At 68.3% G+C, this 22208-nt stretch carries 30 protein-coding genes; 13 read left to right on the top strand and 17 right to left on the bottom strand.

Translation table 11 applies throughout. The features are described 5' to 3' along the window. Positions 1 to 4: 4 nt before the first annotated feature. Both ACK4SE_RS12385 and ACK4SE_RS12380 read left to right on the top strand, forming a co-directional pair. A complete protein-coding gene (locus ACK4SE_RS12385) occupies positions 5 to 304 on the top strand; it encodes a DUF1294 domain-containing protein (RefSeq protein WP_409693131.1) in 300 nt (99 codons plus the stop codon). A gap of 69 nt (positions 305 to 373) precedes the next feature. Then, on the top strand, positions 374 to 1681 hold the full coding sequence (locus ACK4SE_RS12380; RefSeq protein ID WP_409693129.1) for an amidohydrolase: 1308 nt from the start codon (positions 374 to 376) through the stop codon (positions 1679 to 1681). 17 nt (positions 1682 to 1698) lie between these two features. Here ACK4SE_RS12380 and ACK4SE_RS12375 read toward each other — a convergent pair whose 3' ends face one another. Beyond that, positions 1699 to 1935: a hypothetical protein gene (locus ACK4SE_RS12375; protein WP_409693126.1), complete on the bottom strand. Its 237-nt coding sequence runs from the start codon at positions 1933 to 1935 to the stop codon at positions 1699 to 1701. Between the two features lie 140 nt (positions 1936 to 2075). Here ACK4SE_RS12375 and ACK4SE_RS12370 point away from each other — a divergent pair, with 140 nt between their 5' ends. After that, positions 2076 to 2867 (top strand): hypothetical protein, encoded by a 792-nt coding sequence (locus tag ACK4SE_RS12370; protein ID WP_409693124.1) that lies wholly within the window; start codon positions 2076 to 2078, stop codon positions 2865 to 2867. A gap of 2 nt (positions 2868 to 2869) precedes the next feature. Here ACK4SE_RS12370 and ACK4SE_RS12365 read toward each other — a convergent pair whose 3' ends face one another. After that, the gene (locus tag ACK4SE_RS12365; RefSeq protein WP_409693122.1) at positions 2870 to 3259 is read right to left on the bottom strand and encodes a type II toxin-antitoxin system VapC family toxin; all 390 of its coding nucleotides are present in this window, start codon (positions 3257 to 3259) and stop codon (positions 2870 to 2872) included. Beyond that, positions 3259 to 3519 (bottom strand): type II toxin-antitoxin system VapB family antitoxin, encoded by a 261-nt coding sequence (locus ACK4SE_RS12360; protein WP_409693119.1) that lies wholly within the window; start codon positions 3517 to 3519, stop codon positions 3259 to 3261. The genes ACK4SE_RS12365 and ACK4SE_RS12360 overlap by 1 nt, the downstream gene beginning before the upstream one ends. Before the next feature lie 65 nt (positions 3520 to 3584). Here ACK4SE_RS12360 and purL point away from each other — a divergent pair, with 65 nt between their 5' ends. From purL to ACK4SE_RS12330, 6 genes are all read left to right on the top strand, one after another. Then, positions 3585 to 5783 (top strand): phosphoribosylformylglycinamidine synthase subunit PurL, encoded by a 2199-nt coding sequence (gene purL / locus ACK4SE_RS12355; RefSeq protein ID WP_409693116.1) that lies wholly within the window; start codon positions 3585 to 3587, stop codon positions 5781 to 5783. 4 nt (positions 5784 to 5787) lie between these two features. Beyond that, the gene (locus ACK4SE_RS12350; RefSeq protein WP_409693114.1) at positions 5788 to 7179 is read left to right on the top strand and encodes a cytochrome P450; all 1392 of its coding nucleotides are present in this window, start codon (positions 5788 to 5790) and stop codon (positions 7177 to 7179) included. 58 nt (positions 7180 to 7237) lie between these two features. Then, on the top strand, positions 7238 to 7477 hold the full coding sequence (locus ACK4SE_RS12345; protein WP_409693111.1) for a BolA family protein: 240 nt from the start codon (positions 7238 to 7240) through the stop codon (positions 7475 to 7477). Between the two features lie 5 nt (positions 7478 to 7482). Further along, a complete protein-coding gene (locus ACK4SE_RS12340) occupies positions 7483 to 8397 on the top strand; it encodes an aldo/keto reductase (RefSeq protein WP_409693107.1) in 915 nt (304 codons plus the stop codon). Positions 8398 to 8512: 115 nt separating this feature from the next. Then, on the top strand, positions 8513 to 8860 hold the full coding sequence (grxD, locus tag ACK4SE_RS12335) for a Grx4 family monothiol glutaredoxin (RefSeq protein ID WP_409693104.1): 348 nt from the start codon (positions 8513 to 8515) through the stop codon (positions 8858 to 8860). A 2-nt stretch (positions 8861 to 8862) separates the two neighbouring features. Beyond that, positions 8863 to 9285: an acyl-CoA thioesterase gene (locus ACK4SE_RS12330; RefSeq protein ID WP_409693101.1), complete on the top strand. Its 423-nt coding sequence runs from the start codon at positions 8863 to 8865 to the stop codon at positions 9283 to 9285. A 20-nt stretch (positions 9286 to 9305) separates the two neighbouring features. Here the strand turns inward: ACK4SE_RS12330 and ACK4SE_RS12325 are convergent, their stop codons facing one another. From ACK4SE_RS12325 to ACK4SE_RS12295, 7 genes are all read right to left on the bottom strand, one after another. Beyond that, a complete protein-coding gene (locus ACK4SE_RS12325) occupies positions 9306 to 10196 on the bottom strand; it encodes a hypothetical protein (RefSeq protein ID WP_409693099.1) in 891 nt (296 codons plus the stop codon). Between the two features lie 62 nt (positions 10197 to 10258). Continuing rightward, positions 10259 to 10654, bottom strand: coding sequence for a hypothetical protein (locus ACK4SE_RS12320; RefSeq protein WP_409693096.1), 396 nt, complete (start codon positions 10652 to 10654; stop codon positions 10259 to 10261). A 386-nt stretch (positions 10655 to 11040) separates the two neighbouring features. Further along, entirely contained in the window at positions 11041 to 11694 is a 654-nt protein-coding gene (gene scpB, locus ACK4SE_RS12315; protein WP_409693093.1) for an SMC-Scp complex subunit ScpB, read from the bottom strand. After that, positions 11691 to 12515 carry a segregation and condensation protein A gene (locus ACK4SE_RS12310; protein WP_409693090.1) on the bottom strand — a complete coding sequence of 275 codons (825 nt, stop codon included), beginning with the start codon at positions 12513 to 12515 and terminating at the stop codon, positions 11691 to 11693. The genes scpB and ACK4SE_RS12310 overlap by 4 nt, the downstream gene beginning before the upstream one ends. Next, positions 12512 to 13570, bottom strand: coding sequence for a beta-N-acetylhexosaminidase (gene nagZ / locus ACK4SE_RS12305; RefSeq protein ID WP_409693087.1), 1059 nt, complete (start codon positions 13568 to 13570; stop codon positions 12512 to 12514). Before nagZ ends, ACK4SE_RS12310 begins: the two co-directional genes overlap by 4 nt. Further along, on the bottom strand, positions 13570 to 14331 hold the full coding sequence (locus tag ACK4SE_RS12300) for an SPOR domain-containing protein (RefSeq protein ID WP_409693084.1): 762 nt from the start codon (positions 14329 to 14331) through the stop codon (positions 13570 to 13572). Before ACK4SE_RS12300 ends, nagZ begins: the two co-directional genes overlap by 1 nt. An 83-nt stretch (positions 14332 to 14414) precedes the next feature. Beyond that, the gene (locus ACK4SE_RS12295) at positions 14415 to 15596 is read right to left on the bottom strand and encodes a deoxyguanosinetriphosphate triphosphohydrolase (RefSeq protein WP_409693081.1); all 1182 of its coding nucleotides are present in this window, start codon (positions 15594 to 15596) and stop codon (positions 14415 to 14417) included. An 81-nt stretch (positions 15597 to 15677) separates the two neighbouring features. Here ACK4SE_RS12295 and erpA point away from each other — a divergent pair, with 81 nt between their 5' ends. Further along, positions 15678 to 16046, top strand: coding sequence for an iron-sulfur cluster insertion protein ErpA (erpA, locus tag ACK4SE_RS12290; protein ID WP_409693224.1), 369 nt, complete (start codon positions 15678 to 15680; stop codon positions 16044 to 16046). An 83-nt stretch (positions 16047 to 16129) separates the two neighbouring features. On the opposite strand, the gene ACK4SE_RS12285 is transcribed toward erpA, so the two are convergent. After that, positions 16130 to 16489 (bottom strand): hypothetical protein, encoded by a 360-nt coding sequence (locus tag ACK4SE_RS12285; RefSeq protein WP_409693078.1) that lies wholly within the window; start codon positions 16487 to 16489, stop codon positions 16130 to 16132. 104 nt (positions 16490 to 16593) lie between these two features. On the opposite strand from ACK4SE_RS12285, the gene ACK4SE_RS12280 reads away from it, so the two are divergent. From ACK4SE_RS12280 to ACK4SE_RS12270, 3 genes are read left to right on the top strand one after another with little or no spacing between them, the layout of a single operon-like run. After that, a complete protein-coding gene (locus ACK4SE_RS12280) occupies positions 16594 to 16878 on the top strand; it encodes a metalloregulator ArsR/SmtB family transcription factor (RefSeq protein WP_409693076.1) in 285 nt (94 codons plus the stop codon). Further along, positions 16878 to 17543 carry an SdpI family protein gene (locus ACK4SE_RS12275; RefSeq protein WP_409693073.1) on the top strand — a complete coding sequence of 222 codons (666 nt, stop codon included), beginning with the start codon at positions 16878 to 16880 and terminating at the stop codon, positions 17541 to 17543. Before ACK4SE_RS12280 ends, ACK4SE_RS12275 begins: the two co-directional genes overlap by 1 nt. 14 nt (positions 17544 to 17557) lie before the next feature. Next, the gene (locus tag ACK4SE_RS12270; RefSeq protein ID WP_409693071.1) at positions 17558 to 18475 is read left to right on the top strand and encodes an alpha/beta hydrolase; all 918 of its coding nucleotides are present in this window, start codon (positions 17558 to 17560) and stop codon (positions 18473 to 18475) included. A 6-nt stretch (positions 18476 to 18481) separates the two neighbouring features. On the opposite strand, the gene ACK4SE_RS12265 is transcribed toward ACK4SE_RS12270, so the two are convergent. The 6 genes from ACK4SE_RS12265 to ACK4SE_RS12240 form a co-directional block, all read right to left on the bottom strand. Next, on the bottom strand, positions 18482 to 19045 hold the full coding sequence (locus tag ACK4SE_RS12265) for an adenylate kinase (protein WP_409693068.1): 564 nt from the start codon (positions 19043 to 19045) through the stop codon (positions 18482 to 18484). A gap of 21 nt (positions 19046 to 19066) precedes the next feature. Beyond that, entirely contained in the window at positions 19067 to 20428 is a 1362-nt protein-coding gene (secY, locus tag ACK4SE_RS12260) for a preprotein translocase subunit SecY (RefSeq protein WP_409693066.1), read from the bottom strand. Between the two features lie 132 nt (positions 20429 to 20560). After that, complete coding sequence (gene rplO / locus ACK4SE_RS12255) at positions 20561 to 21088, bottom strand: 50S ribosomal protein L15 (RefSeq protein ID WP_409693064.1); 528 nt, start codon at positions 21086 to 21088, stop codon at positions 20561 to 20563. A 215-nt stretch (positions 21089 to 21303) separates the two neighbouring features. Further along, positions 21304 to 21498 (bottom strand): 50S ribosomal protein L30, encoded by a 195-nt coding sequence (gene rpmD, locus ACK4SE_RS12250; RefSeq protein ID WP_021698699.1) that lies wholly within the window; start codon positions 21496 to 21498, stop codon positions 21304 to 21306. A gap of 3 nt (positions 21499 to 21501) precedes the next feature. Continuing rightward, a complete protein-coding gene (gene rpsE / locus ACK4SE_RS12245; RefSeq protein WP_292103331.1) occupies positions 21502 to 22110 on the bottom strand; it encodes a 30S ribosomal protein S5 in 609 nt (202 codons plus the stop codon). A gap of 11 nt (positions 22111 to 22121) precedes the next feature. After that, positions 22122 to 22208: 50S ribosomal protein L18 (locus ACK4SE_RS12240; protein ID WP_409693221.1), on the bottom strand; the 87-nt coding region annotated here is incomplete at its 5' end.

The raw sequence follows: 22208 nt of genomic DNA, 5'->3' as shown, positions 1-22208 counted from the left end.
CGACATGAGGTTGCTGTCGGCCATCGACGGGGTTCTCATCCTTGTCGTGCTCGGCAATCTGGTTGCTTTCGGGCTGTTCGCCTTTGATAAATCTCAGGCGCGGACCGGGGGGCAGCGGGTCTCGGAGCAGACACTTCTGGCGTCTGTTCTCGTCGGCGGTCTGGGCGCCTGGATGGGTCAGCACATCCTGCGTCACAAGACGCGAAAGGAACCATTCCGCACCTGGTTGGGCCTGCTGCTGACCCTTTATGTGCTCACCGTCGGTTGTGGCGCGGCATGGCTCGTCTGGCCGATGCGGGGATGAATCCCGTCGTGCCGGTTGCCGGAAACGCCGCGCCGGACCAAACTACCGAAAATCCACGGGGGCTGAACCATGAAACGATTGCTGATGCTGGCGGCCTGCGCGGCCGCCCTCGCCTCGCCGGTCTTTGCGCAGGACGCGGCGCTGGAGCGGGCGGTGGCGCAGGACTATCAGGCCAATCTGGCGGCCCTGTGGGACCACTTCCACCGCAATCCCGAGCTGTCGGGCCTGGAGGTCCAGACCGCCGCGCGCATGGCGCAGGAGCTGGAGGCGCTGGGCTATGAGGTGACCACCGGCGTGGGCGGTCATGGCGTGGTGGCGGTGCTGCGCAACGGCGACGGGCCGACGGTCATGCTGCGCGCCGACATGGACGGCCTGCCCATCGCGGAGAACTCCGGTCTGGCCAACGCCTCCACCGCGCGGCAGGTGGACCACGACGGGACCGAAAAGCCGGTCATGCATGCGTGCGGCCACGATGTGCACATCACCGCCCTGGTGGGCACGGCCCGCCAGATGCAGGCGCGGCGCGACAACTGGTCCGGCACGCTGATCCTGATCGCCCAGCCGGCGGAAGAGACCATTTCCGGCGCGCGCACCATGGTGCAGGACGGGCTGTACGAGCGATTCCCCAAGCCGGATTACGCCGTCGCCTTCCACGTGGCCTCGGGCCTTGAGGCGGGCCGCATCATGGTGCCCGAAGCCATCGCCTATTCCAGCTCGGACAGCGTGGACATCACGGTACGGGGCGTTGGCGCCCACGGCGCCTCGCCACACATGGGGGTGGACCCGGTGCTGGTGGCCAGCCAGATCGTGGTGTCGCTGCAATCCATCGTCAGTCGCGAGATCGCGCCCCTGAGCCCCGGCGTCATCACGGTCGGGTCGATCCATGGGGGCGTCAAGCACAACATCATCCCCGACCGGGTGGACCTGCAGCTGACCGTACGATCGGACGATTTCGAGGTGCGCGAGCAGCTTCTGGACGGCATCGACCGGGTGGCGCGGGGCACGGCGGTGGCGCTCGGGGTGCCAGACGACCTGCTGCCGGTGGTGACGCGGTCCCAGACCCAGACCACCCCGCCGACCATCAACGACACCCGCACAGCCGCCATCGTGCGATCGGCCATCGCGGCGGGCATGGGCGCGGACATCCTGATCGACCGCCCGCGCGAGGGCATGGGGGCGGAGGATTTCTCCTACTTCATCGCGCCGGACACGGGCGTGCGCGGAGTCTATTTCGCGGTAGGCGGCACGGCTCAGGGCGAGCTGGAAACGGCGTCGTCTCACCACTCGCCCTTCTTCCGCATCGAGCCGGAGCCGTCCGTCACCGCCGGGGTGACGGCCATGGTGCTCGCGGCCGAGGCGTTGTTCGCCGCAGACTAGGCGATAGGCGATAGGTGTCAGGCGCCGGGTTCGCCCGGGGCCTGACCCTGAACGCCGATCGAGTCGTCGATGGGGTCGACATCGTCCTGATCGTCTTCGAGGTCCTGGTCTTCCTCGTTGGCGGCCTCGGTTGAGCCGCGTTGGGCTTCAAGCTCGCGCGCGCCGACGCCCAAACCCTGCTGGCTTGCCTGTTCAGCCTGGGTTTCATCGGTTTCGAAGCGGGGATCTTCGGGAGTGATGGTGCTGTCGGTCATGGCTCTCTCCGTCGGGCGGACAGTCCGCCCTCCACAGCAGCAACCTCGGCCCCCCGCGATTGTTCCTGTGGCCGGGCCGCAACCTTTCAGAGCCCGGAAGCGTAGTTGCCGTAACGCTTGCAACCATCGGAAAGCGCGCCATGTCGTCCATCAATCGCCCCACCTCCGCCCAGCAGACGCGCCGCTTCGTCGTGCTGGGGGCAGCCCTGTTCGCACCCATCGTGGGCTATGGCCAGATGCTGCTGGGTTGGGGCCAGACCCCGGCCGAGTTCTCGGCCGACGGTGACCAGACCCTGCGCGTGGCCGGCTACGCCTTTTCCATCTGGGGGCTGATCTATGCCTGGCTGATCGCCTATGGGGTCTGGCAGGTGCTGCCGCGCACCGGCGAGAGCGATCTGCTCAGCCGCATGGGCTGGCCTTCTGTGGCCGGCATGGTCGGCATCGGCCTGTGGGTCATCGCCTCGGCGGCCGGCTGGGACGCGGCCACGGTCGTGCTGATCGCCGGTTCGGGCCTGGTGCTGGTCGTTCCCATGCTGATGAGCACCCAGTTGATCCGCGCCGCGCCGTCGAGGGATTCCGACCGCTGGCTGATCGCCTGGCCGCTGGGCCTGCTGGCCGGCTGGTTGACCATCGCCACGGCCGCCAATGTGCTGACCGTCCTGACGGCAAATGACGCCCTGCCCCCGGGCTTGCCGCCCACGGGCTGGGCCCTGCTGGCCGTCGCCGTCGTGGTGACCGCCGCGCTGCTGGTGACCTGGCGCCTGCGCCTGATGGCCTATCCTCTGCCCATCGCCTGGGGCCTGATGGCCGTGTTCGTGGCCGAGCAGGAGCGCAACCCGCTGCTGGGCTTTTCCGCCCTGGCCGCCTCGCTGCTGGTTCTGATCCTCGCCCTGATCCTTGTGTTCCGCCTCAAGCGCGACATCGCGCGCTGAGGTCAGGCCGCGGGCGTAAGGTCCGTGTGGGTGAAATCCTCGCCCTTGAACAGCAAGGGTTCGCCCATCGACTTCGCCAAGGCATAACTGAAGCAGTCGCCAAAGTTCAGCCGCGCCGGATGCCGCCCCTTGCCGAACTGAATGAAACCGAGCCAGGCCTGACGCATCTGGCTCTCGTCCACATCGACAATCTCGATCCCGTAATGGCTCAGCAGATCATCCACCGCGAGCCGTTGATCCGACAACCGTCGTCGAGTCAGCACGACAGCCAGTTCCACCGCTGACGCCGCGCTCATCAGGCGCCGATCCGCTGCTCTCAGCAGAGAATCGAAATGCACCATTTCCGGCTCCTCGGCTTCAATGGCGAACAGGGCGGAGGTGTCTATGACCATCAGATGGGCTCGCCGCCCTCACCATACGTTTCCGCCTCGATCTCCTTGAGGCTGGGACCACCGATGGCGTTTCGGGCCCGGATACGGGCAAACAGGGCATCTCGCCTCCCGGCCGTCTCGTTTGGCTCCTCACCTGCGGTCAACCCCCGCCACTTTTCCTCCAGCGCGCGGTCGATGGCTTCGGTCACGCTGACGCCCAGGCGCTCGGCCACCGCCCGCGCCTTGCGCTCGGTTTCGGCTCGCTTGATGCTGAGGCCCATTCTAGAACTCCGGATAATCTTTCTAGAATATAGCCTATCGGGCCATGGCCCGCTAGAAGCGCGCCATGAGCGCGCACACCCCCACCATGGCCGAACTGGCCGCCGAGTACGGCCTGGCCGAAAACGAATACCAGGTCGTGCTGGACCGCCTCGGGCGAGAGCCCAACCACGTTGAGCTGGGCGTGTTCTCGGTGATGTGGTCCGAGCACTGCTCGTACAAGTCGTCCAAGATCCATCTGGGCAAGTTCCCGACCAAGGGGCCGCGCGTGATCTGCGGGCCGGGCGAGAACGCGGGGGTCATCGACATCGACGACGGCGACGCCTGCATCTTCAAGATGGAGAGCCACAACCACCCGTCCTTCATCGAGCCCTATCAGGGCGCGGCGACGGGCGTGGGCGGGATCATGCGCGATGTCTTCACCATGGGCGCGCGGCCCGTGGCCCTGCTGAACGCCCTGCGCTTCGGCGATCCCGAGCATGAGAAGACCCGCCGCCTTGTCACCGGCGTGGTGGCCGGCATCGGCGGCTACGGTAACTGCGTGGGCGTGCCCACCGTGGCGGGCGAAACCAATTTCCACCGGGGCTACAACGGCAACATCCTGGTCAACGCCATGTGCGTGGGCGTGGCCAAAGCCGACTCGATCTTCTATTCGGCCGCCCCGGCGGCGGGCCACTCGGTGGTCTATTTCGGCTCCAAGACCGGGCGCGACGGCATCCACGGCGCCACCATGTCCTCGGCCGAGTTCGACGACGAGTCCGACGCCAAGCGCCCCACGGTGCAGGTGGGCGACCCCTTCGCCGAGAAGCTGCTCATCGAGGCGACGCTGGAGCTGATGGCCTCGGGCGCCGTGGCCGCCATTCAGGACATGGGCGCGGCGGGCCTGACCTCCTCCTCCGTCGAAATGGCGGGCAAGGGCGGCGTCGGCATCGAGCTGGATCTGGACCACGTGCCCCAGCGCGAAGAGGGCATGACCGCCTATGAGATGATGCTGTCCGAAAGCCAGGAGCGCATGCTGGCGGTGCTCAAGCCCGGACGCGAGGACGACGGGCGCCGCATCTTTGAGAAATGGGGACTGGACGCCGCCGTCATCGGCAAGACCACCGACACCGGCCATCTGGTGCTGAAGCACAAGGGCGAGGTGGTCTGCGACGTGCCGCTGGCGCCCCTGTTCGACGACGCGCCCCTGTATGATCGGCCGTGGACCCAGCCGGTGCTGCATCCGCGCCTCGACCCGAAGGACGTGCCCCCCCCCGCCGACTGGACCGACGCGGTGATCAAGGTCATCGCCTGCCCCGATATGGCGTCCAAGCGCTGGATCTGGGAGCAGTACGACCGCCACGTCATGGCCGACACCCTTCAGGACTCCGCCACCGGGGCCGATGCGGGCGTGGTGCGCGTGCACGGCACGGACAAGGGTCTGGCGGTCACCAGCGACTGCACCCCGCGCTATGTGCAGAACGACCCCTATGAAGGCGGCAAACAGGCGGTGGCCGAGGCGTGGCGCAACCTGACCGCGGTCGGCTCGCGTCCCATCGCCATCACCGACAACCTCAATTTCGGTAATCCGCAGCGCCCGGAGATCATGGGCCAGATCGTGCGGGCCATCGACGGCATGGCCGAGGCCTGCGCCGCCCTGGACTTCCCCGTCGTGAGCGGCAACGTGTCGCTCTACAACGAGACCAACGGCGTCGCCATTCCGCCCACGCCCACCGTGGGCGCGGTGGGCCTGCTGCCCAACTATGACGTCACCACCGGCTTCGCGGGCATGGTCGAGGGCGATACGCTGGTGCTGATCGGCGACACCCACGGCGAACTGGGCGCGTCGATCTATCTGCGCGAGGTGCTGGGCCGCGAGGACGGCGCCCCGCCGCCGGTGGACCTGAAGCTCGAGAGAAAGACCGGCGACTTCGTGCGCGGGCTGATCGAGGCGGGCAAGCTGACGGTGGTGCATGACCTGTCCGACGGCGGCCTGATCGGCGCGGCCGCTGATCTCGCCCTTGCCTCCGACACCGGCGTGGTGCTGGACGCCACCAGCGAACAGCACGCCCACATCCTGCTCTTCGCCGAGGATCAGGCCCGCTATCTGGTCGCGGTTCAGGACGCCGAAGCGCTGATCGCCGCCACCCGCGAGGCCGGGCTGCACGCCTCGGTCGTGGGCCGCGCCGGCGGAACCGATTTCGCGTCCAGGGGCTTGTTCAGCATCCCCCTGGCCGAGCTTCGTCGACGTCACGAAGGCTGGCTGCCCGACTGGATCAAAGGCTGACCTCATGAGCATCACGGCGGACACGGTTTACAGACCCCAGGTTCCGCCGCGACGCTCCGGCCGTCCCCTGTCGGCGCCTGCCTTTCTGTGGCTGAGCTGGCGGGATCCGCTGCGCATCTGGTCGGATCGGCACTTTGAGCTGCCGCAGATCCACGGACGCGGAATGTTCGGCGAGATGCTGGTGGTCAGCCATCCCGACGGCGTCCGCCGCGTCCTGACCGAGAACGCCGCCAACTATGTGAAGGGCGACCTTCAGCGGCGCGTTCTGGGACCCCTGCTGGCCGAAGGTCTGCTGCTGACCGAGGGCGAGGACTGGCGCCGCGCCCGGCGTATCATGGCGCCCCTGTTCACCCCCGCGCGCATCGGCGGCCTGACCCGGCGCATGGCCGAGGTGTGCGAAGCCCGGATCGCCGGATGGCGTCTGGCGCCGCAGGGCCGCGTCATGGACATGGACAGCGAGTTGTCCGGCCTGACCTTCGATATCCTTTCCGCGACCATGTTCTCCGACGATCTGGGCGGACAGGCCGCAGGTTTTGAACGCGCCCTGAACAGCTATCTGTCCGCCGGGGCCCGCATTGATCCGCTGGACGTGATCGGGGCCCCGGACTGGGCGCCGCGGCTGGGCCGCATCGCCAGCCACCGCTCGGCGGTGTTCTTCGAAAAGCGCGTCACCGCCCTCGTCGCCGCCCGCCGCGCGCGCATGGACGCGGGCGATGAGACGCCGCCCGACCTGCTGACCGCTCTTCTGACCGCCCAGGACGAGGGCGGCGGGCGGGGACTCAGCGACAGCGAGGTGGCCGCCAACATCCTGACCTTCATCCTGGCCGGGCACGAAACCACCGCCCGGGCGCTGGGCTGGACCCTGCATCTGCTGTCGCGCCAGCCCGAGGTTATGGCGAAGGTCCAGGCCGAGGCCGACGGTTTCGATATCGACCAGCCGGACTGGACTGATCGCATGCCCTGGATCCGCGCCGCCTTCGAGGAGACCATGCGCCTGTTCCCGCCCGCCCCGACCATGGCCCGCAAGGCTCTGGAGGCGGACGTGATCGGCGGCCAGGCCATCAGCGCGGGGACCACGGTGGTAATCTCGCCCTGGGTGCTGCAGCGCCACCGCCTGCTGTGGGACGATCCCGACGCCTTCAGGCCGGAGCGCTTCCTGCCGGAGAACCGCAAGGCGGTGGACCGCTACGCCTACATCCCCTTCAGCGCGGGCCCGCGGGTCTGCATCGGCGCCAGCTTCGCCGTGCAGGAGGCGATGATCGCCCTGGCCGTCATCCTGCGCGAGGCCCGGGTGGAACCGATCTCGCGCGCAGAGCCCCGTCCTGTGCATCAGGTGACGCTTCGCGCCCGCCGCCCCATCGAGCTTCGGCTGCGAGCGCGTAAGGCGGCCGCGTAAGCCGCCCCTTAAGGATTATCGGGCATCCTTAACGGTGTTATCCGGAGACCGATTTCCTATGCCCATGCCTGTCGAGACGCTGGAACAGCATCTGCGCGACGCCTTTCCCGACGCCGAGATCGAGATTCACGATCTGGCCGGGGACGGCGATCACTACCGCGCGCGCATCGTCTCGACGGTCTTCGCCGGCCTGTCCCGGGTGAAGCAGCATCAGGCCGTCTATGCGGCCCTGAAAGGCAAGATGGGCGGCGAACTTCACGCCCTGGCGCTGGAGACCAGCGTGCCCGAGGGAGCCTGACAACCATGCGCTATCGTCCGCTAGGCCGTTCCGGCTCAGCCGTTTCCGCCCTGACCCTCAAGATCGGCTCCGAAGCGCTGGCAGGGGGGCCTTCGCGCGCCCAGGCTCTGGTGTTCGCGGGGCTGGAAGCCGGCATCAACACCTTTCATCTGACCAGCGCCGACCCGGTTCTGGCCGAGGCGGTGGGCCAGGCCCTGTCCGAGGTCGACCGCAAGCTGATCCAGGTGTCCGTCAGTCTGGGGCGGGTTGACGCCCGTCGGCCCGGTCGCGACTTCTCGCCCGAGGCCCTGACCGCCTCCATCGACCGCACCCTGCACGCCTCCGGTCTGGGCTGGATCGATCTGGTCATGCTGGACGAGCCGGGCGAGGACGAGATGCCGCAGGCGGCCCTGAACACCCTGAAGGCCCAGCGCACCGCCGGACGCCTTCGCATGCTGGGCATCGCCGGCGACGGCGACGTCATGGACGCCTACATCTCCACCGGCGCCTTCGACGTGCTGGCCACCAGCTATCACGTCAACTCACCCTGGCAGATCAAGCATCGCATGCGCGCGGCGCTGGAGCGGGACATGGCGGTGGTGGCCTACGGCTACTTCCCCGAAGCGCTGGACACGGCGAAGAAGGCGGACACCGTCCACGCGCCGAAAAAGGGCCTGTTCGGCCTGGGCGGCGGCGGGCGGCCGAAGCACGATCCGCTTGCCGGCGCCGGCACCTTCGCCTTCCTGCACCGGACCCATGGCTGGAGCGCCGAGCATATCTGCCTGGCCTTCACCCTGACCGATCCCTCCATCGCCACGGTCATGGTCGAGGCGCCCGACCGAGAACGGATCGAGGCTCTGGCGACCGTGCCCGAGCGCGACCTGCCCCCGGGTCTGGCGGCCCAGATCGAGATGGCGCGCGTCCGTATGGCGGCGGCCTGACAGCGCTCAACCCGCGAGCGCCCGCGCGTGAGCGAGACGGCGAAGGGCGCCCTCGCCTTGACCCGGCCCTGATCGCTCCCTAGCTGACGGGTTCCTCCCGAACAGGCGACATCCCGTGACCGACCCCATCGAGAACCCCGCCCACGCCTTCATCGCCGCCACCGTGGCCGAACACCCGGTGGTTCTGTTCATGAAGGGCACCCCCGACGCGCCGCGCTGCGGCTTCTCGGCTGTGACGGTGCAGATCCTGGATCACGTGGGCGCGCCGTTCGTCGGCGTGGACGTGCTGCAGGACGAATCCCTGCGCGACGGCATCAAGACCTTCACCGACTGGCCCACCATTCCGCAGCTCTATGTGAAGGGCGAATTCGTCGGCGGCTCGGACATCGTGCGCGAGATGTTCCAGTCCGGCGAGTTGCAGCAGGCCCTGATCGAAAAGGGCGTGGTCCTGGGCGAGGCCTGATCGTGGCCCGGCAGGCGTTGACCCCGCGCGAGGATCGCCAGGTCTTCACCCTGCCCCTGACCATCCGCGACGAGCACATCGACGACAACGGCCACGTCAACAATGTGGTCTATGTGGGCTGGCTGCAGGAAGCGGGCACGGCGCACTGGAACAGCCGGTTCAGCGCCGAGGACCGCGCCCGCTGGTCGTGGGTCGCCCTGCGGCACGAGGTGGACTATTTCCGGCCCCTGCCCCCCGGCGCGACAGCTGTGGCCCGCACCTGGGTGGGCGATCCGCAGGGACCGCGCTTCGCCCGCTATGTCCGCATCGAGGACGGCGAGGGCCGCCTGTGCGCCCAGGGCCTGTCCGAGTGGTGCCTGGTGGACTCCGCGACCATGCGCCCCCACCGCATTCCGCCCGAAATGGTCAGGCCTTTCGAGGCCTGACGCAGTCACCCGGCCGTTCCTCAGGTCTGACGAAACAGCCGTGCGCGGACCATGGGATCGAGCCCGTCGTTGGTCGGCGGCTCGCGCCCCTTCAGGACGCACGCGTGGTCAAGAGGCTCGGCCAGTTCGTCGCGCACCGCTGTGTCGATGACCGCATGAATGACCCGGTAGACCGGCCGGATGTCGCTGGACCAGACGGGGTCAGGCTCCGGCTCCAGATCGGGGTGCCAACCGGGCCGCCATTCCGGAGTCCGCAAAAGCGGACGCTTGCCCCTGCGGCGGTCTGGCCAGTGGTCTGCGACCCGGTCCGTCCGCGATAGCCCGAAGAACAAGGTCAGGTAGGTGAAGCGGTTGTTCTTGGCCCAGGGCAGAACGTTGCGCCAGATTCCCGCCACGTCGCGCCGGTCCAGAATGTCCGCCGCCATGGCTTGGGCGATGCGTTTGAACCATCCGACGACGCGGTGAAGGGTCAAGGTGTCGATGTAGGCGTTGTCGGCGATGCGCACGAAGCGGCTGGTGTTGATGTAGGCATAAGCCCGACTGTCGCCGTCAGGCTTCATCTCCAGAGACGACCGCCACCTGACCTCGCGGGTCAGGGCGTACTCCAGATTCCACAGATCCTGTTCCGGGACCCGGACGGGCGGCTTGTCCTGACTGATCAAAAGACAGCGCGTCGCCATGAGGTCATGGTACTCACGATCGAGATCATGCAGCAGACGGGCGCGTTCGATCCTGCGGGTGTCACGGGCGGCTCGCACCTGGCCTGCATGGATCAGGAGATACGCCAGAATGGCCAGGAGCACGGCGCCGAACGCTGATGTCGCCGTATCGTAAAGCAGCCGGAAGCCTTCGAAGTCGCTGAAGCCCAGGTCCTCGACGATTTGCTCCAGATACCTGCCGATCGGCGTCATCACGCGCTCCCCCTGATCCCGAACAGAAAAGGTTCAGGTCCGGGAACAGCGGTCAATAGGTTTCAGGGCACGATCAGCGGATTGGCCAGCACCAGGGCGGCGCCGCGCTCAAGGCCCAGTTCCGCATAGGTCCACGAAAGCTCGACACCCTCGGCGATCAGGGCGCGGCAGTGGTCGGGTTCGTTACGGACCAGGGTCATTTCCCCGGCCATGGCGCCGCCGTCCACGATCTCGACGCTGAAATCGGACTTGTCGGTGCAGCCGTTGGAGGTGACGCGCACCAAAGCCTGGTCCCGCTCGAAGCGGACGCCGTGCACACTTTCCAGCTCGCGCGGCGCCAGTTCGACCGAGGCCGCCGACGCGGTGCGCACCGTCGTCGTCTCGCCGCTGTCGCTGGCGTAGATCACGCAGCCGCCCAGCATCAAAGGCGCGGCCAGCAGCAAGGGAAGGATACGCATCAACGGCTCGAATCGTCGCTGGTGGTGATGACGCGCGTGGACGGCTTGTCGGTGGAAATGATGATGCAGCCCGAAAGCATGGGCACGGCGATGGCGACGATCAGAAGAATACGAAGCATTGGTAAGGCCCCTCGGGAGTGACGTGATGCCCGATACTGCCAAGGCGCGCGTGCAAAGACACGTGAACAATCGGAAAGGGTGAAACGGAGCCTTCTCCCGATGGGAGAAGGGGGACCCGCGCACGACGGCGCGAAGCGGCTTCGTTCTGGCGCGGGGGATGAGGGACGGATGCCTCAAGGGGCAGCCACCGGGCCCTCACCCTGCGCGCAAGGAGCGGCTCGCTATCGCTCCCCGCTGCGCGCAGCCCTCTCCCATCGGGAGAGGGATTATTTGTCCTCGTCCCCCTCGACGAAGTCCTGCACGAACTCGGGCGTGTCGCCGTCCTCGACAGGGTCCTCGTCCTCGCCGTCGCCGCGCGAGGGGTCCGGCACCTCGAACCCGGCGGGCAGGGACAGGTCCAGCAGGCCGGCGGCCTTCATTTCCTGAACGCCCGGCAGATCATACAGGCTGGCCAGGCCGAAATGCTCCATGAAGCGGTCGGCGGTGGCGTAGGTGACCGGCCGCCCCGGCGTGCGTCGTCGGCCCTTCAGCCGCACGAAGCCCATCTCCAGCAACAGATCCAGGGTGCCCTTGGAGATGCTGACCCCCCGCACGCTTTCGATCTCGGCGCGGGTGACGGGCTGGTGGTAGGCGATGATGGCCAGAGTCTCCAGCGCGGCCTTTGACAGCCGGCGAGGCTCCTCGCGCTCCTCGGTCATCAGGAACGACAGGTCTGGCGCGGTGCGGAAGCGCCAGCGGCCCGCCACGCATTCCAGCTCCACGCCCCGGCCCGCGTAGCGTTCGATCAGGGCGGTCAGGGCGCCGCCCACATCGGCCCCTTCGGGCAGGCGGCGCGCGATCTCTTCCACCGACAGCGGCGCCGAGGCGGCGAACAGCAGGGCCTCGATGCGGCGCTCCAGATCATCGGGCTCCACGGTCACGGGGTCAGCTCCAGCGGCTGGCCGATATCGCGGCGGCGCAGATAGAGGTCGTCGAAGGCCCTGGTCTGGCGCACATCCATGGCGCCTTCCTTGACCAGTTCCAGGCTGGCCGAGAGAGTCGAGGCCACATAGGACGCCTGGGTCGGCCCCTCCCCGCCCCGCTCGCGCGTGGGGGCGACCTTTTCCAGCGGGGTCCAGTCGGCCAGTTTCGGCATCACCTCGCGCAGCCAGTCGCGGGCTTCCTCCAGCGCGAAGGCCTCAACCCGCTGGGTGGGGGTATAGCGGCGGTGCTCCTCGCGGCGGCGCTGGACCACATAGGCCACCATCAGGTCGTACAGGCTCAGTTCGACCCGGTCCGACGGCACAATGACCGTGGCCTCCGGGTCGCCACGGGTGAACACGTCGCGCTTCAGCTGCGGCCGGGCGGTGATGGCCTCGACCGCCGTGCGCATGGCCTCCAGCTTCTTGAGGCGGAAGGCCAGCGCCGCGGCCATCAGTTCGGCGGGCGGCTCGTCCCGGACCTTCTGCTCGTTGCGCGGGAGAAGCAGGCGCGACTTCAGATAGGCCAGCCACGACGCCATCACCAGATAGTCCGCCGCCAGAGAGAAATTGCGGCTGCGGGCCTCGTGCACGAAGGCCAGATACTGCTCGGCCAGCTTCGTGATCGACAGCTTCAGCAGATCGACCTTCTGGGTGCGGGCCAGCGCCAGCAGCACGTGCAGCGGCCCCTCATAGCCGTCGATGTCCACCACGAAGGTCTGGTCGTCGGGCGCCGCCTCCACGGCGTCGAAACCCAGATCAGTCTGGAACTCCTCGCTCATGCCTCACCCGCCGCCGGACCCGCCGCCGCCGTCATCCGGCCCGCCAGCCGCGCCTCGAACCGGGCGCGGGCGTGGGCTTCGTCCAGCGGCTCGGGCGTGGCCGGAACGCGGGCCAGCGCCGTCTCTGCCCGCTTCGCAGCCGCGCCCTTCAGCCGTCCAACGCCCTCGGCCACCGCGCGCATCTCGTTCAGATTGCCGTTGCAGTGCAGGACCACGTCGCACCCCGCCTTGAGCGAGGCCTCGGCCCGCTCCCGCAACGAGCCGCTGAGCGCGTTCATGGACAGGTCGTCGGTTATGATCAGGCCGCCGAAGCCCAGACCGCCGCGCGCCACATCCTCGCGCATCAGCTTGACCGCCTTGCGCGAGGTGGTGGCCGGGCGCTTCCTGTCGATGGCCTCGAACACCACGTGGGCGGTCATGGCCAGGGGCATGTCCGACAGGGCGCGGAACGGCGCGAAGTCCCAGGCCTCCAGGGTCTTCAGGGGATCGGCCACCACAGGCAGGGCGTGGTGACTGTCGGCGGTGGCGCGGCCGTGGCCGGGCATGTGCTTGATCACCGGCAGGACGCCGCCGGCCAGCAGGCCCTCGGCCGCCGCCCGGCCCAGCAGGGCCACGGTGGCGGGATCGTGGGCGTAGGCGCGGTCGCCGATGATGTCGTGGGCCCCCGGCGTCGGCGTATCCAGCACCGGCAGGCAGTCCGCCGTGACGCCCAGCGCCAGCAGGTCATGGGCGATCAGCCGCGCGCCCAGACGGGCCAGATCGCGCGCCTCCAGCGCATCCCCGGCAGCCTGCAGATAGGCCGCGCCCGGCGGATAGGCGGGCCAGTGCGGCGGGCGCAGCCGCTGGACCCGCCCACCTTCCTGATCGATCAGGATGGGCGCGTCGGCCCGCCCCACGCTCTCGCGCAGGGCGGCGGTCAGGGCGCGGACCTGATCCGGCGTCTCCACATTGCGGCGGAACAGGATGAAGCCCCAGGGCCGGACGTCGCGGAAGAAGCGTCGCTCCTCCTCGCCCAGCACCGGGCCTTCACACCCATAGATCGCCGCCGTGATCACTAGCGGACCAGACAGTCGCGCCCGGCGTTCCTGAGCGCGGCGCAGAAGGCCGTCGCCTGCTCGCGCGAGAAGCCGTTGAAGGTGGTGCGGTACAGGGTCGAGCCCGACGAGCTGGTCACCTGCTCCACGCCCTTGGTGCGGCCCCGCGCATACTCGGGGAAGGCAGCGGCGACGGCGGCGTATTCGCGGTCGGCCACATCGCGCGAGGAGAAGGCGCCGATCTGGACCGCCGAGCCGCCTGCTGTGGGCGTGGGCGTGGTGGCGCCGCGATCGGGAACCGTCTCCGTGCGCGGCGGCGCGGCGTCCGCGGCGGCGGCGGGGCGGGTGGTCTCGGGCACACGGGCGGGCGGCAGCGGGGCCGGTTCGACCTGCGGCTCGGGGCGCGGCTGGACCGCTTCCGGGGGCGGGGCGAACTGCGGGGTCTCGCCCTGGGGCGCGGCCTCATAGGCGGTGATGTCGCCTTCCGGATCGACCGGCTGGGCGTCCACCGGCGCGGGACCGGTCAGGTCGCCCACCGACTCGCCCACCACCGGCGGCGCGTCGCCCGGCGAGCGCACGCCGCCGAGGCCGTAGATCAGTCCGATGGCCGCCAGCAGCACCAGCAGCACCACCACGCTAATGATCAGCATCATGGGGATCGGCTTCTTCGGATCGCCGCCGCGCGCGTCGAAACCGCCGCGGCGGAACGGCAGATCGTCGTCGTCCGGGGGCGTATAGGCGCCGCGGTCGGGGTCGTTGCGATTGTTGTCGTCGTAGGACATGGCGCGCTTCCAGGTCAGGCCGCCCGCGAATCGCGGGTTAGAACCCTTATCTTACGCCCCGCCCGGCCTTCGGTTTAGTCGAATCACAGATCGAGCTGCAGGTCGAGGCTGAACAGCTTCCTGTGTTCCTCAATGGCGTAGCGATCGGTCATGCCGGCGATGTAGTCGCACACCGCGCGGGCGCGCCGGTCGGGCTCCTCGCTTCTGGCCTTGCCGCTCCATTCCGGAGGCAGAACATCGGGCTCGCGCATGAACAGGGCGAACATCTCCGACAGGATGCGCCTGGCCTGGCTGCGCGTGCGGTTGACCCGGTAGTGGCGGTACATCCGCTCGTACAGGAACGCCCGCAGCCGCCCCAGATCCTCCATCATGGGACCGGAGAACTGCACAAGGGTGCGGCTGGCCGTGCGCACATCCTCCGTCGTGACTATGCCGTCTTCAGCGATGCGGCGCTCGGTTTCGGCCAGCACGTCGTCGATCATGGCCCCGATCATGCGCCGCACGGCCTCCAGCCGGATCATGCGGTTGTCCAGATCGGGCCAGTCCTTGCGGGTCCGGTGCAGGATCGGCCCGATCAGCGGCACGTCGTTCAGGTCGTCCAGACGGAACAGGCCCGCCTGCACCCCGTCGTCCACGTCGTGGTTGTTGTAGGCGATGTCGTCGGCGATGGCGGCGGCCTGGGCCTCCAGCGAGGCGAAGCTGTCCAGCCGCAGGTCCCATTCGGCCCCGTAGTCGGCGATGGCGCGCCACGACGGCTTGTCCAGCTGGTCCGTCACCGGCCCGTTGTGCTTGACCACCCCCTCGATGGTCTCCCAGCTGAGGTTGAGGCCGTCGAACGCCGGATAGCGCTCCTCCAGCTTCGTCACCACGCGGAAGGTCTGGACGTTGTGGTCGAAGCCGCCGTGCGCCGCCATGCACAGCTGGAGCTCGTCCTCGCCCGCGTGGCCGAACGGGGGATGGCCGAGGTCGTGGGCCAGGGCGACGGTCTCGGCCAGATCCTGATCCAGCTTCAGCGCATGGGCGATGGACCGCGCGATCTGCGCCACCTCCAGGCTGTGGGTCAGGCGGGTGCGGTAGTGGTCGCCTTCGTGCGCCACGAACACCTGGGTCTTTTCCTTCAGGCGGCGGAAGGCGGTGCAGTGAATGATCCGGTCCCGGTCGCGCGCAAAGGCGTTGCGGGTGCGGCTGACGGTCTCGGGAACCAGCCGGCCCCGCGACTGGTCGGGGGTCTCGGCATAGGGGGCGCGTTGGGCGGACAAGGTCACTCGGGCGTCTTTGTCTGATCGCGGGCCTTTGCGAACGCCCGCAAGCGCCTCATATAGAGGGACGTGAGCACCGTCCAACCCATGATCCCAGCCGGTCTGACCCTCAGCATCGCCCAGCGCGCGCCCGAGGGCATCGTGCTGTCCGAAAGCGGGGCCCGCCGCCTGGCCGAGCTGTCGGCCGACGAAGGCCGCGCCGTCCTGCTGCGCGTGGCCGTGGACGGCGGCGGCTGCTCGGGCTTCCAGTACCGCTTCGATCTGGTCGAGGCGGCCGAGGACGACGATCTGCGCGTGGAGCGCGACGGTCAGGCCGTGGTCATCGACCCGGTCTCCATCCCCTTCCTCAAGGGCTCCGAAATCGCCTTCGTGGATGAGCTGGCCGGCGCCCAGTTCGTGGTGCGCAACCCCAACGCCGCCTCAAGCTGCGGCTGCGGCGTCAGCTTCTCCATCTAGAGGACGCAAGCGGCCCGGGCCTCTGGTCGTCCAGAGGTGCTTTCCGGCTGTTCAGGTGAGGGATTCCGCTCCATCGGCGCCATTCAGGGCCCGGAATACGGTTGAGAGCGCGGCCCCGGGGGCGGATCAGGGCCGCTGTGCGGGAATCTGGCCGATGCTTCGCCTGTAGACAGGTGCAATTGGTGCAATTGGTGCACTTCGTCGGAAGATGTCGGGGCGTCCGGGCGCGTTTCGAGGCCGGGGCGCGAGTCTGCACCCTCGCTGTCGTCCGGAGCGGGACCGGGCCAGTCCGATCGGGGCATGGCGGTCAGGCGCGCGTGAATGACGAGCCAGCGTTCGGTCTCGCGCGCACGACCGGCGCGCAGGGCCAGCGTCGCCCGGCGCCAGGCCATGTCGATCATCCAGTCCAGGTCCGGAACGGCGTCCTCGTCCTGCGCGGCCATGGTCACTCCTTCTGGCGGCCAGTGTGGAGGGGCGATGCGTCAATCAGGGACGTGGGGGCGCCCGCCGCTTGCATTTAGGATACTTCCTAATTAGCCTCTCTCCTATGAACAGCGTGTTCAAGGCCCTGTCCCATCCGGTGCGGCGGCGCATCATCGCCATGCTGAGGGGCGGCCCCATGGCGTCCGGCGACATCGCGGCGGCCTTCGACATGGCCTGGCCCACGGTGACCGGGCACCTGACCGCGCTGAAGGACGCCGGGCTGGTCAGCGCCGAGCGGGATGGATCCTCCATCCGCTATCGCCTCGACATCTCGGCCGTGGAGGAAGCGCTGGCGTTCCTGATGGATCTGACCGGCGCGCGGGACGACGTGAACGACAAGGAGGGGTGATGAAACAGCGACTGAACCTGATCGACCTGGCCACCGCAGCGGCCAGTCTGGCCATTCTCGCCTATGCCGCCTGGATGTTGCTGTCCGGGCCCCAGGGCGCCATTCCCATGCACTACGGCGCCGATGGGACGCCGGATCGTTTCGGCGACCGCATGGAGGCCGGGCTGGTGATCGGCTCCATGGGCCTGATGCTGGCCGCCATCGGCGCGAGCTTCGCTCACTACGCCCGCCGCACGGACGACGCCGCCCGTCGTCGCGGCCTTCTGGCCGGACAGCTGGTCACCCTTCTGACCATCGTCGCCACGACCGCCTTCATGGTCATGATGATGACCGGCGGGTCCCTGCCCTCGCCCGCCCTGCAGATGGGCGGCATGAGCCTTCTGTTTTTGGCCGTCGGCGCCTTTCTGGGCCGCGTGGGGCCGAATATTGCGGTCGGGGTGCGCACGCCCTGGACCTTCAAGAGCCGGCTGGCGTGGGAAAAGTCCAACCGTCTGGCCGGGCGGCTGTTCAGCCTGCTGGGCCTGATCGGCCTCGTCGCCGCGCCTTTCGCGCCGCAGCCCGCGGGCATGATGTCCCTGATCGGGGCCGTTTCCGTCGCCGCCCTGTGGTCCGTCGTTGAAAGCTGGCGCGTCTGGCGCGCCGATCCCGACCGCCAACCCTTCTGACCCTGGAGACCGCCATGCTCAGCGCCCTCGCCTTCTCCGCCCTGATCCAGTCCGCGCCGGTGTCGGAGGACATCTTCATCCTGGCGGAGCCTGCGCCCCTGCACGGCACCCTGCTGATGCCTGCAGAGACCCGCGCGGCGGCGGTTCTGATCCCCGGCTCAGGCCCCACGGATCGCGACGGCAATCAGATGCCCGCCATTCAGGCAGCGACCCTGCGCCTGATGGCCGAGGCGCTGGCCGAGCACGGCGTCGCCACCGTGCGCATCGACAAGCGGGGGATCGGCGCCAGCGCTGCCGCGGCCTTGTCCGAAGACGCGCTGCGGTTCGATCACATGGCGGAGGATGCGCGCGCCTGGGCCGCCGATCTGGCGCAAAGGACCGGCCGGGACTGCGTCTGGCTGTTGGGCCACAGCGAGGGCGGTCTGGTGGCCCAGGTGGCGGCGGCGGACAATCCGCAGGTCTGCGGCGTCGTCCTGCTGGCGTCAGCGGGACGTCCGGCGGCGGATGTGGTGCGCGAGCAGTTGGCCGTCCTGCCCCAGCCCCTGAACGATCATGCCATGCACGCGCTGGCAGAATTGGAAGCCGGACGCACCGTCGAGACCGCCCCAGGGCTGGAGGCGCTGTTCCGTCCTTCGGTGCAGCCCTATCTGATTTCGTGGTTCCGGCACGATCCCGGCGCGCTGGCCGCCGCTTACGACCGCCCGATCATGGTCGTCCACGCCACTCACGATATCCAGATCAGTGAAGCGGACGCAGACGCCCTGTCGACCGCCCAGCCGAACGCCGAACGGCTCGATCTCGAGGGGATCAATCACGTGATGAAGGCCGCCCCGGAAGACCGGGCCGGCAACATCGCCGTCTATGCCGATCCCGACGCCCCGCTGGCCGAGGGGCTGGCGGACGCGGTGGCGGCGTTCATTGTGGAGAACTGACGCCGGTCAGGCGTCGAGGATGGCGTCCAGGGCGGTGGCGACCTCGTCGATGCCGCCCATGCCGTCGATCTCCACCAGCTTGCCCTCGCCCTCATAGTAGGGAAGCAGCGGCGCGGTCTGGCGGTTGTAGACGCCCAGACGGTCCTTGAAGGTCTCGGGATTGTCGTCGGGGCGGCCCTGTTCGGCGAACCGCTTGGCGATGCGGCTGATCAGGGCGGCGTCGTCGACCTTGAGCCGGATCACCTTGTCGATGCCGCTGCCGCGCTCGGCCAGCATGGCGTCCAGAGCCTCGGCCTGGGCCACGGTGCGGGGAAAGCCGTCGAAGATGGCGCCGCCGGCGGCCTCGGCCTCGGGCAGACGCTCCTTGATCAGGGCGATGACGATCTCATCCGTGACCAGGTCGCCGCGCGCCAGCACATCCTTGACGGTCTGGCCCAGCTCCGAGCCCGAGGCGATGGCCGCGCGCAGCATGTCGCCGGTGGACAGCTGGACCATGCCGCGCTGTTCGACCAGCCGCTTGGCCTGGGTGCCCTTGCCCGCCGCCGGCGGTCCAAACAGGATGATGTTCACGTCTCAGCCCTCCCCGGCCGTTTATTTGCGGCCGGGCGACAGAGCCCCGCGTCCGCGCAGCTTGGCCTTCTTGATGAGGCCCTCGTACTGGTGCGCCAGAAGATGCGACTGGATCTGGGCGACCGTGTCCATGGACACCACCACCACGATCAGCAGCGAGGTGCCGCCGAAATAGCCCAGGCTGGCGAAGCGCGTGATCATGAACTCCGGCAGCAGGCAGACGGCGGTGATGTAGGCCGCGCCGATGGTGGTCAGGCGGGTCAGCACATAGTCCAGATACTCCGCCGTGCGCTTGCCCGGACGGATCCCCGGCAGGAAGCCGCCGTACTTGCGCAGGTTCTCGGCGGTGTCCTCGGGATTGAAGGTGATGGAGGTGTAGAAGAAGCAGAAGAAGATGATCAGCGCGCCGTAGAACACCATGAACACGGGCTGGCCGTGCTGCATCTGGCCGACGATCCACTGCATCCAGGGGGCCATGTTGGCGCTGGGCGCCATGGCCGCGACCGTGGTCGGCAGCATCAGCAGCGACGAGGCGAAGATGGCCGGGATGACGCCCGCGGTGTTGACCTTCAGCGGCAGGAACGAGCTTTCGCCGCCCACCATGCGGTTGCCCTGCTGGCGCTTGGGATACTGGATCAGAAGACGACGCTGGGCGCGCTCCATGAACACGATGAAGACGATGACCGCGATCGACAGAACGGTGATGAACAGCAGGGCGAAGGCCGAGATCTGACCCTCCTGTGCCAGGCCGAGCAGACGGCCGATGGCGCTGGGCAGAACCGCGACGATGCCGGCGAAGATGATCAGGCTGATGCCGTTGCCGACGCCGCGCGCCGTCACCTGCTCACCGAGCCACATCAGGAACATGGTGCCGCCGGTCAGGGTCACGACCGTGGTCAGCACGAAGAACATGCCCGGTTGATCGACCATGCCCTGCGAGTTCTGCAGGCCCACGGCAATGCCGAACGACTGGGCGATGGCCAGAACGACCGTCAGATAGCGCGTGTACTGGTTCAGCTGCTTGCGGCCCGCCTCGCCGCCTTCCTTCTTCAGCTTCTCCCAGGGGCCGTAAACGGAGCCCATGAGCTGAACGATGATCGACGCCGAGATGTAGGGCATCACGTTCAGGGCGAAGACCGCCATCCGCTCGACCGCGCCGCCCGAGAACATGTTGAACATGTCCAGGATGCCGCGCTGCTGGTCCGGGTTTCCGAAGAAATCCAGGAACGCCTGCGAGTTGATGCCCGGGATCGGGATGTAGGTGCCGATGCGGTACACGATCAGCGCCATCAGGGTGAACAGGAGGCGCTTGTGCAGTTCCTTCGCGCGAGCGAAGGAGCCGAAGTTCATGTTGGCGGCGAGTTGTTCGGCGGCCGAAGCCATATTGTGTGTCCCCCGAGGACGCTGACGGTTCGACGTCAGATAGGTGAAAAGCGGCCCCCATGCGAGGGCCGCCTTTGTCTAATCGTCATCGCGGACCTGGCGCGCGGCCCGATGCCGCGATGACGACCGGTCTCAGGCCTTGGGCTTGCCGCGCGCGGCGTTGCGCTTGTCGACCCGCGCCTTGGCGGCTTCCTCGGCGGCGATGCGCTGTTCGACGACCGAACCGCCCGCCGCTTCGATGGCCTTCTTCGCGCCGGCCGAGGCCGACCAGACGACCAGGTTCAGCTTGGCCTTCAGTTCACCGGTGCCCAGCACGCGCACGCCGTCGCGGGTGCGGCGCAGAACGCCGGCGGCGACCAGGGCGTCGCCGTTGATCTCGGCCTTGGCGTCCAGCTTGCCGGCGTCCACGGCGTCCTGCAGACGCCACAGGTTCACTTCGGCCAGCTTCAGCGCGTTCGGATTGTTGAAGCCGCGCTTGGGCATGCGCATGTAGAGCGGCATCTGCCCGCCTTCGAAGCCGCCGATGGCGACGCCCGAACGGGACTTCTGGCCCTTGACGCCGCGTCCAGCGGTCTTGCCCTTGCCCGAACCGGGGCCGCGGCCGACGCGCATGCGCTTCTTGTGGGCGCCTTCATTGTCGCGGATTTCGTTCAGTTTCATGTGCCTGATCCTTTCGGGTTCTCGCGCCTGGCGAAGCCAGACTCGGCGTTGAGTTCATCTCCCTCCCCACCGGGGAGGGTGGCCGCGAAGCGGCCGGTGGGGGCGCTTTAAGCAAGACATCCCCGAAATGCAAATGAGGGCCGCTCGCCGAGCCGCCCCCACCGATCGCCTGAACGGCGATCGCCCTCCCCCGAAGGGGAGGGAGAAACGCCAGATTACTTCTCGACCACTTCCACCATGTGGGCGACCTTGGCGATCATGCCGCGCACCGAAGGGGTATCCTCCAGCGTGGACTCGCGGCCCATGCGGTTCAGGCCCAGGCCCGCCAGGGTGGCGCGCTGGTCGTTCTTGCGACGGATCGGGCTGCCGATCTGACGCACGGTGACGGTGTTCTTGTCCTTGGCGGCCATCTATCAGCCCTCCACGGCTTCAGGCGACGAGGCGCCGTCGTTGCGGCGACCCAGCAGATCCGAAACCTTCTTGCCGCGCTTGGACGCGACCTGACGGGGGGACGACTGGACCTTCAGCGCTTCGAACGTGGCGCGGATCATGTTGTAGGGGTTGGACGAGCCGGTGGACTTGCCCACCACGTCCTGCACGCCCAGGGTCTCGAGAACGGCGCGCATCGGGCCGCCCGCGATGATGCCGGTGCCGGGAGGCGCCGCGCGGACCATGATCTTGCCGGCGCCCCAACGGCCGTTGCCGTCGTGGTGCAGGGTGCGGTTCTCGCGCAGCGGAACGCGGATCATCGTCTTCTTGGCTTCTTCCGTCGCCTTGCGGATGGCTTCCGGCACTTCACGCGCCTTGCCGTGACCGAAGCCGACCCGGCCCTTGCCGTCGCCAACCACCATCAGGGCGGCGAACGAGAAACGACGGCCGCCTTTGACGGTCGCGGCCACACGGTTGATGTGGACCAGCTTTTCGACGATGTCGCTGTCCGGGCCGTCGGCCTGGGGAGCGTTGCGGTTGTCACGACGATTGCGATCGTTGCCGCCGCCGCCGCGTTGGGGTTGGTGCGCCATGCTGCGGTTCCTTAGAAGTTCAGGCCGGCTTCACGCGCGGCTTCCGCCAGCGCCTTCACCCGACCGTGATAGATGTAGCCGCCGCGGTCGAAGACCAC

The organism is Brevundimonas sp., assembly GCF_046293315.1.
Lineage (GTDB): Bacteria > Pseudomonadota > Alphaproteobacteria > Caulobacterales > Caulobacteraceae > Brevundimonas.
Note: the sequence above shows the minus strand (reverse complement) of the source record. Positions and strands in the feature narration are given on the sequence as shown.

Bases quoted from the DNA above. Each gene is read 5' to 3' on its own strand.
- ACK4SE_RS12385 (WP_409693131.1), top strand. From the start codon at position 5: ATGAGGTTGCTGTCGGCCATCGACGGGGTTCTCATCCTTGTCGTGCTC.
- ACK4SE_RS12380 (WP_409693129.1), top strand. From the start codon at position 374: ATGAAACGATTGCTGATGCTGGCGGCCTGCGCGGCCGCCCTCGCCTCG.
- ACK4SE_RS12375 (WP_409693126.1), bottom strand. From the start codon at position 1,935: ATGACCGACAGCACCATCACTCCCGAAGATCCCCGCTTCGAAACCGAT.
- ACK4SE_RS12370 (WP_409693124.1), top strand. From the start codon at position 2,076: ATGTCGTCCATCAATCGCCCCACCTCCGCCCAGCAGACGCGCCGCTTC.
- ACK4SE_RS12365 (WP_409693122.1), bottom strand. From the start codon at position 3,259: ATGGTCATAGACACCTCCGCCCTGTTCGCCATTGAAGCCGAGGAGCCG.
- ACK4SE_RS12360 (WP_409693119.1), bottom strand. From the start codon at position 3,519: ATGGGCCTCAGCATCAAGCGAGCCGAAACCGAGCGCAAGGCGCGGGCG.
- purL (WP_409693116.1), top strand. From the start codon at position 3,585: ATGAGCGCGCACACCCCCACCATGGCCGAACTGGCCGCCGAGTACGGC.
- ACK4SE_RS12350 (WP_409693114.1), top strand. From the start codon at position 5,788: ATGAGCATCACGGCGGACACGGTTTACAGACCCCAGGTTCCGCCGCGA.
- ACK4SE_RS12345 (WP_409693111.1), top strand. From the start codon at position 7,238: ATGCCCATGCCTGTCGAGACGCTGGAACAGCATCTGCGCGACGCCTTT.
- ACK4SE_RS12340 (WP_409693107.1), top strand. From the start codon at position 7,483: ATGCGCTATCGTCCGCTAGGCCGTTCCGGCTCAGCCGTTTCCGCCCTG.
- ACK4SE_RS12325 (WP_409693099.1), bottom strand. From the start codon at position 10,196: ATGACGCCGATCGGCAGGTATCTGGAGCAAATCGTCGAGGACCTGGGC.
- ACK4SE_RS12320 (WP_409693096.1), bottom strand. From the start codon at position 10,654: ATGCGTATCCTTCCCTTGCTGCTGGCCGCGCCTTTGATGCTGGGCGGC.
- ACK4SE_RS12310 (WP_409693090.1), bottom strand. From the start codon at position 12,515: ATGAGCGAGGAGTTCCAGACTGATCTGGGTTTCGACGCCGTGGAGGCG.
- ACK4SE_RS12300 (WP_409693084.1), bottom strand. From the start codon at position 14,331: ATGTCCTACGACGACAACAATCGCAACGACCCCGACCGCGGCGCCTAT.
- erpA (WP_409693224.1), top strand. From the start codon at position 15,678: ATGATCCCAGCCGGTCTGACCCTCAGCATCGCCCAGCGCGCGCCCGAG.
- ACK4SE_RS12285 (WP_409693078.1), bottom strand. From the start codon at position 16,489: ATGGCCGCGCAGGACGAGGACGCCGTTCCGGACCTGGACTGGATGATC.
- ACK4SE_RS12280 (WP_409693076.1), top strand. From the start codon at position 16,594: ATGAACAGCGTGTTCAAGGCCCTGTCCCATCCGGTGCGGCGGCGCATC.
- ACK4SE_RS12275 (WP_409693073.1), top strand. From the start codon at position 16,878: ATGAAACAGCGACTGAACCTGATCGACCTGGCCACCGCAGCGGCCAGT.
- ACK4SE_RS12270 (WP_409693071.1), top strand. From the start codon at position 17,558: ATGCTCAGCGCCCTCGCCTTCTCCGCCCTGATCCAGTCCGCGCCGGTG.
- secY (WP_409693066.1), bottom strand. From the start codon at position 20,428: ATGGCTTCGGCCGCCGAACAACTCGCCGCCAACATGAACTTCGGCTCC.
- rplO (WP_409693064.1), bottom strand. From the start codon at position 21,088: ATGAAACTGAACGAAATCCGCGACAATGAAGGCGCCCACAAGAAGCGC.
- rpmD (WP_021698699.1), bottom strand. From the start codon at position 21,498: ATGGCCGCCAAGGACAAGAACACCGTCACCGTGCGTCAGATCGGCAGC.
- rpsE (WP_292103331.1), bottom strand. From the start codon at position 22,110: ATGGCGCACCAACCCCAACGCGGCGGCGGCGGCAACGATCGCAATCGT.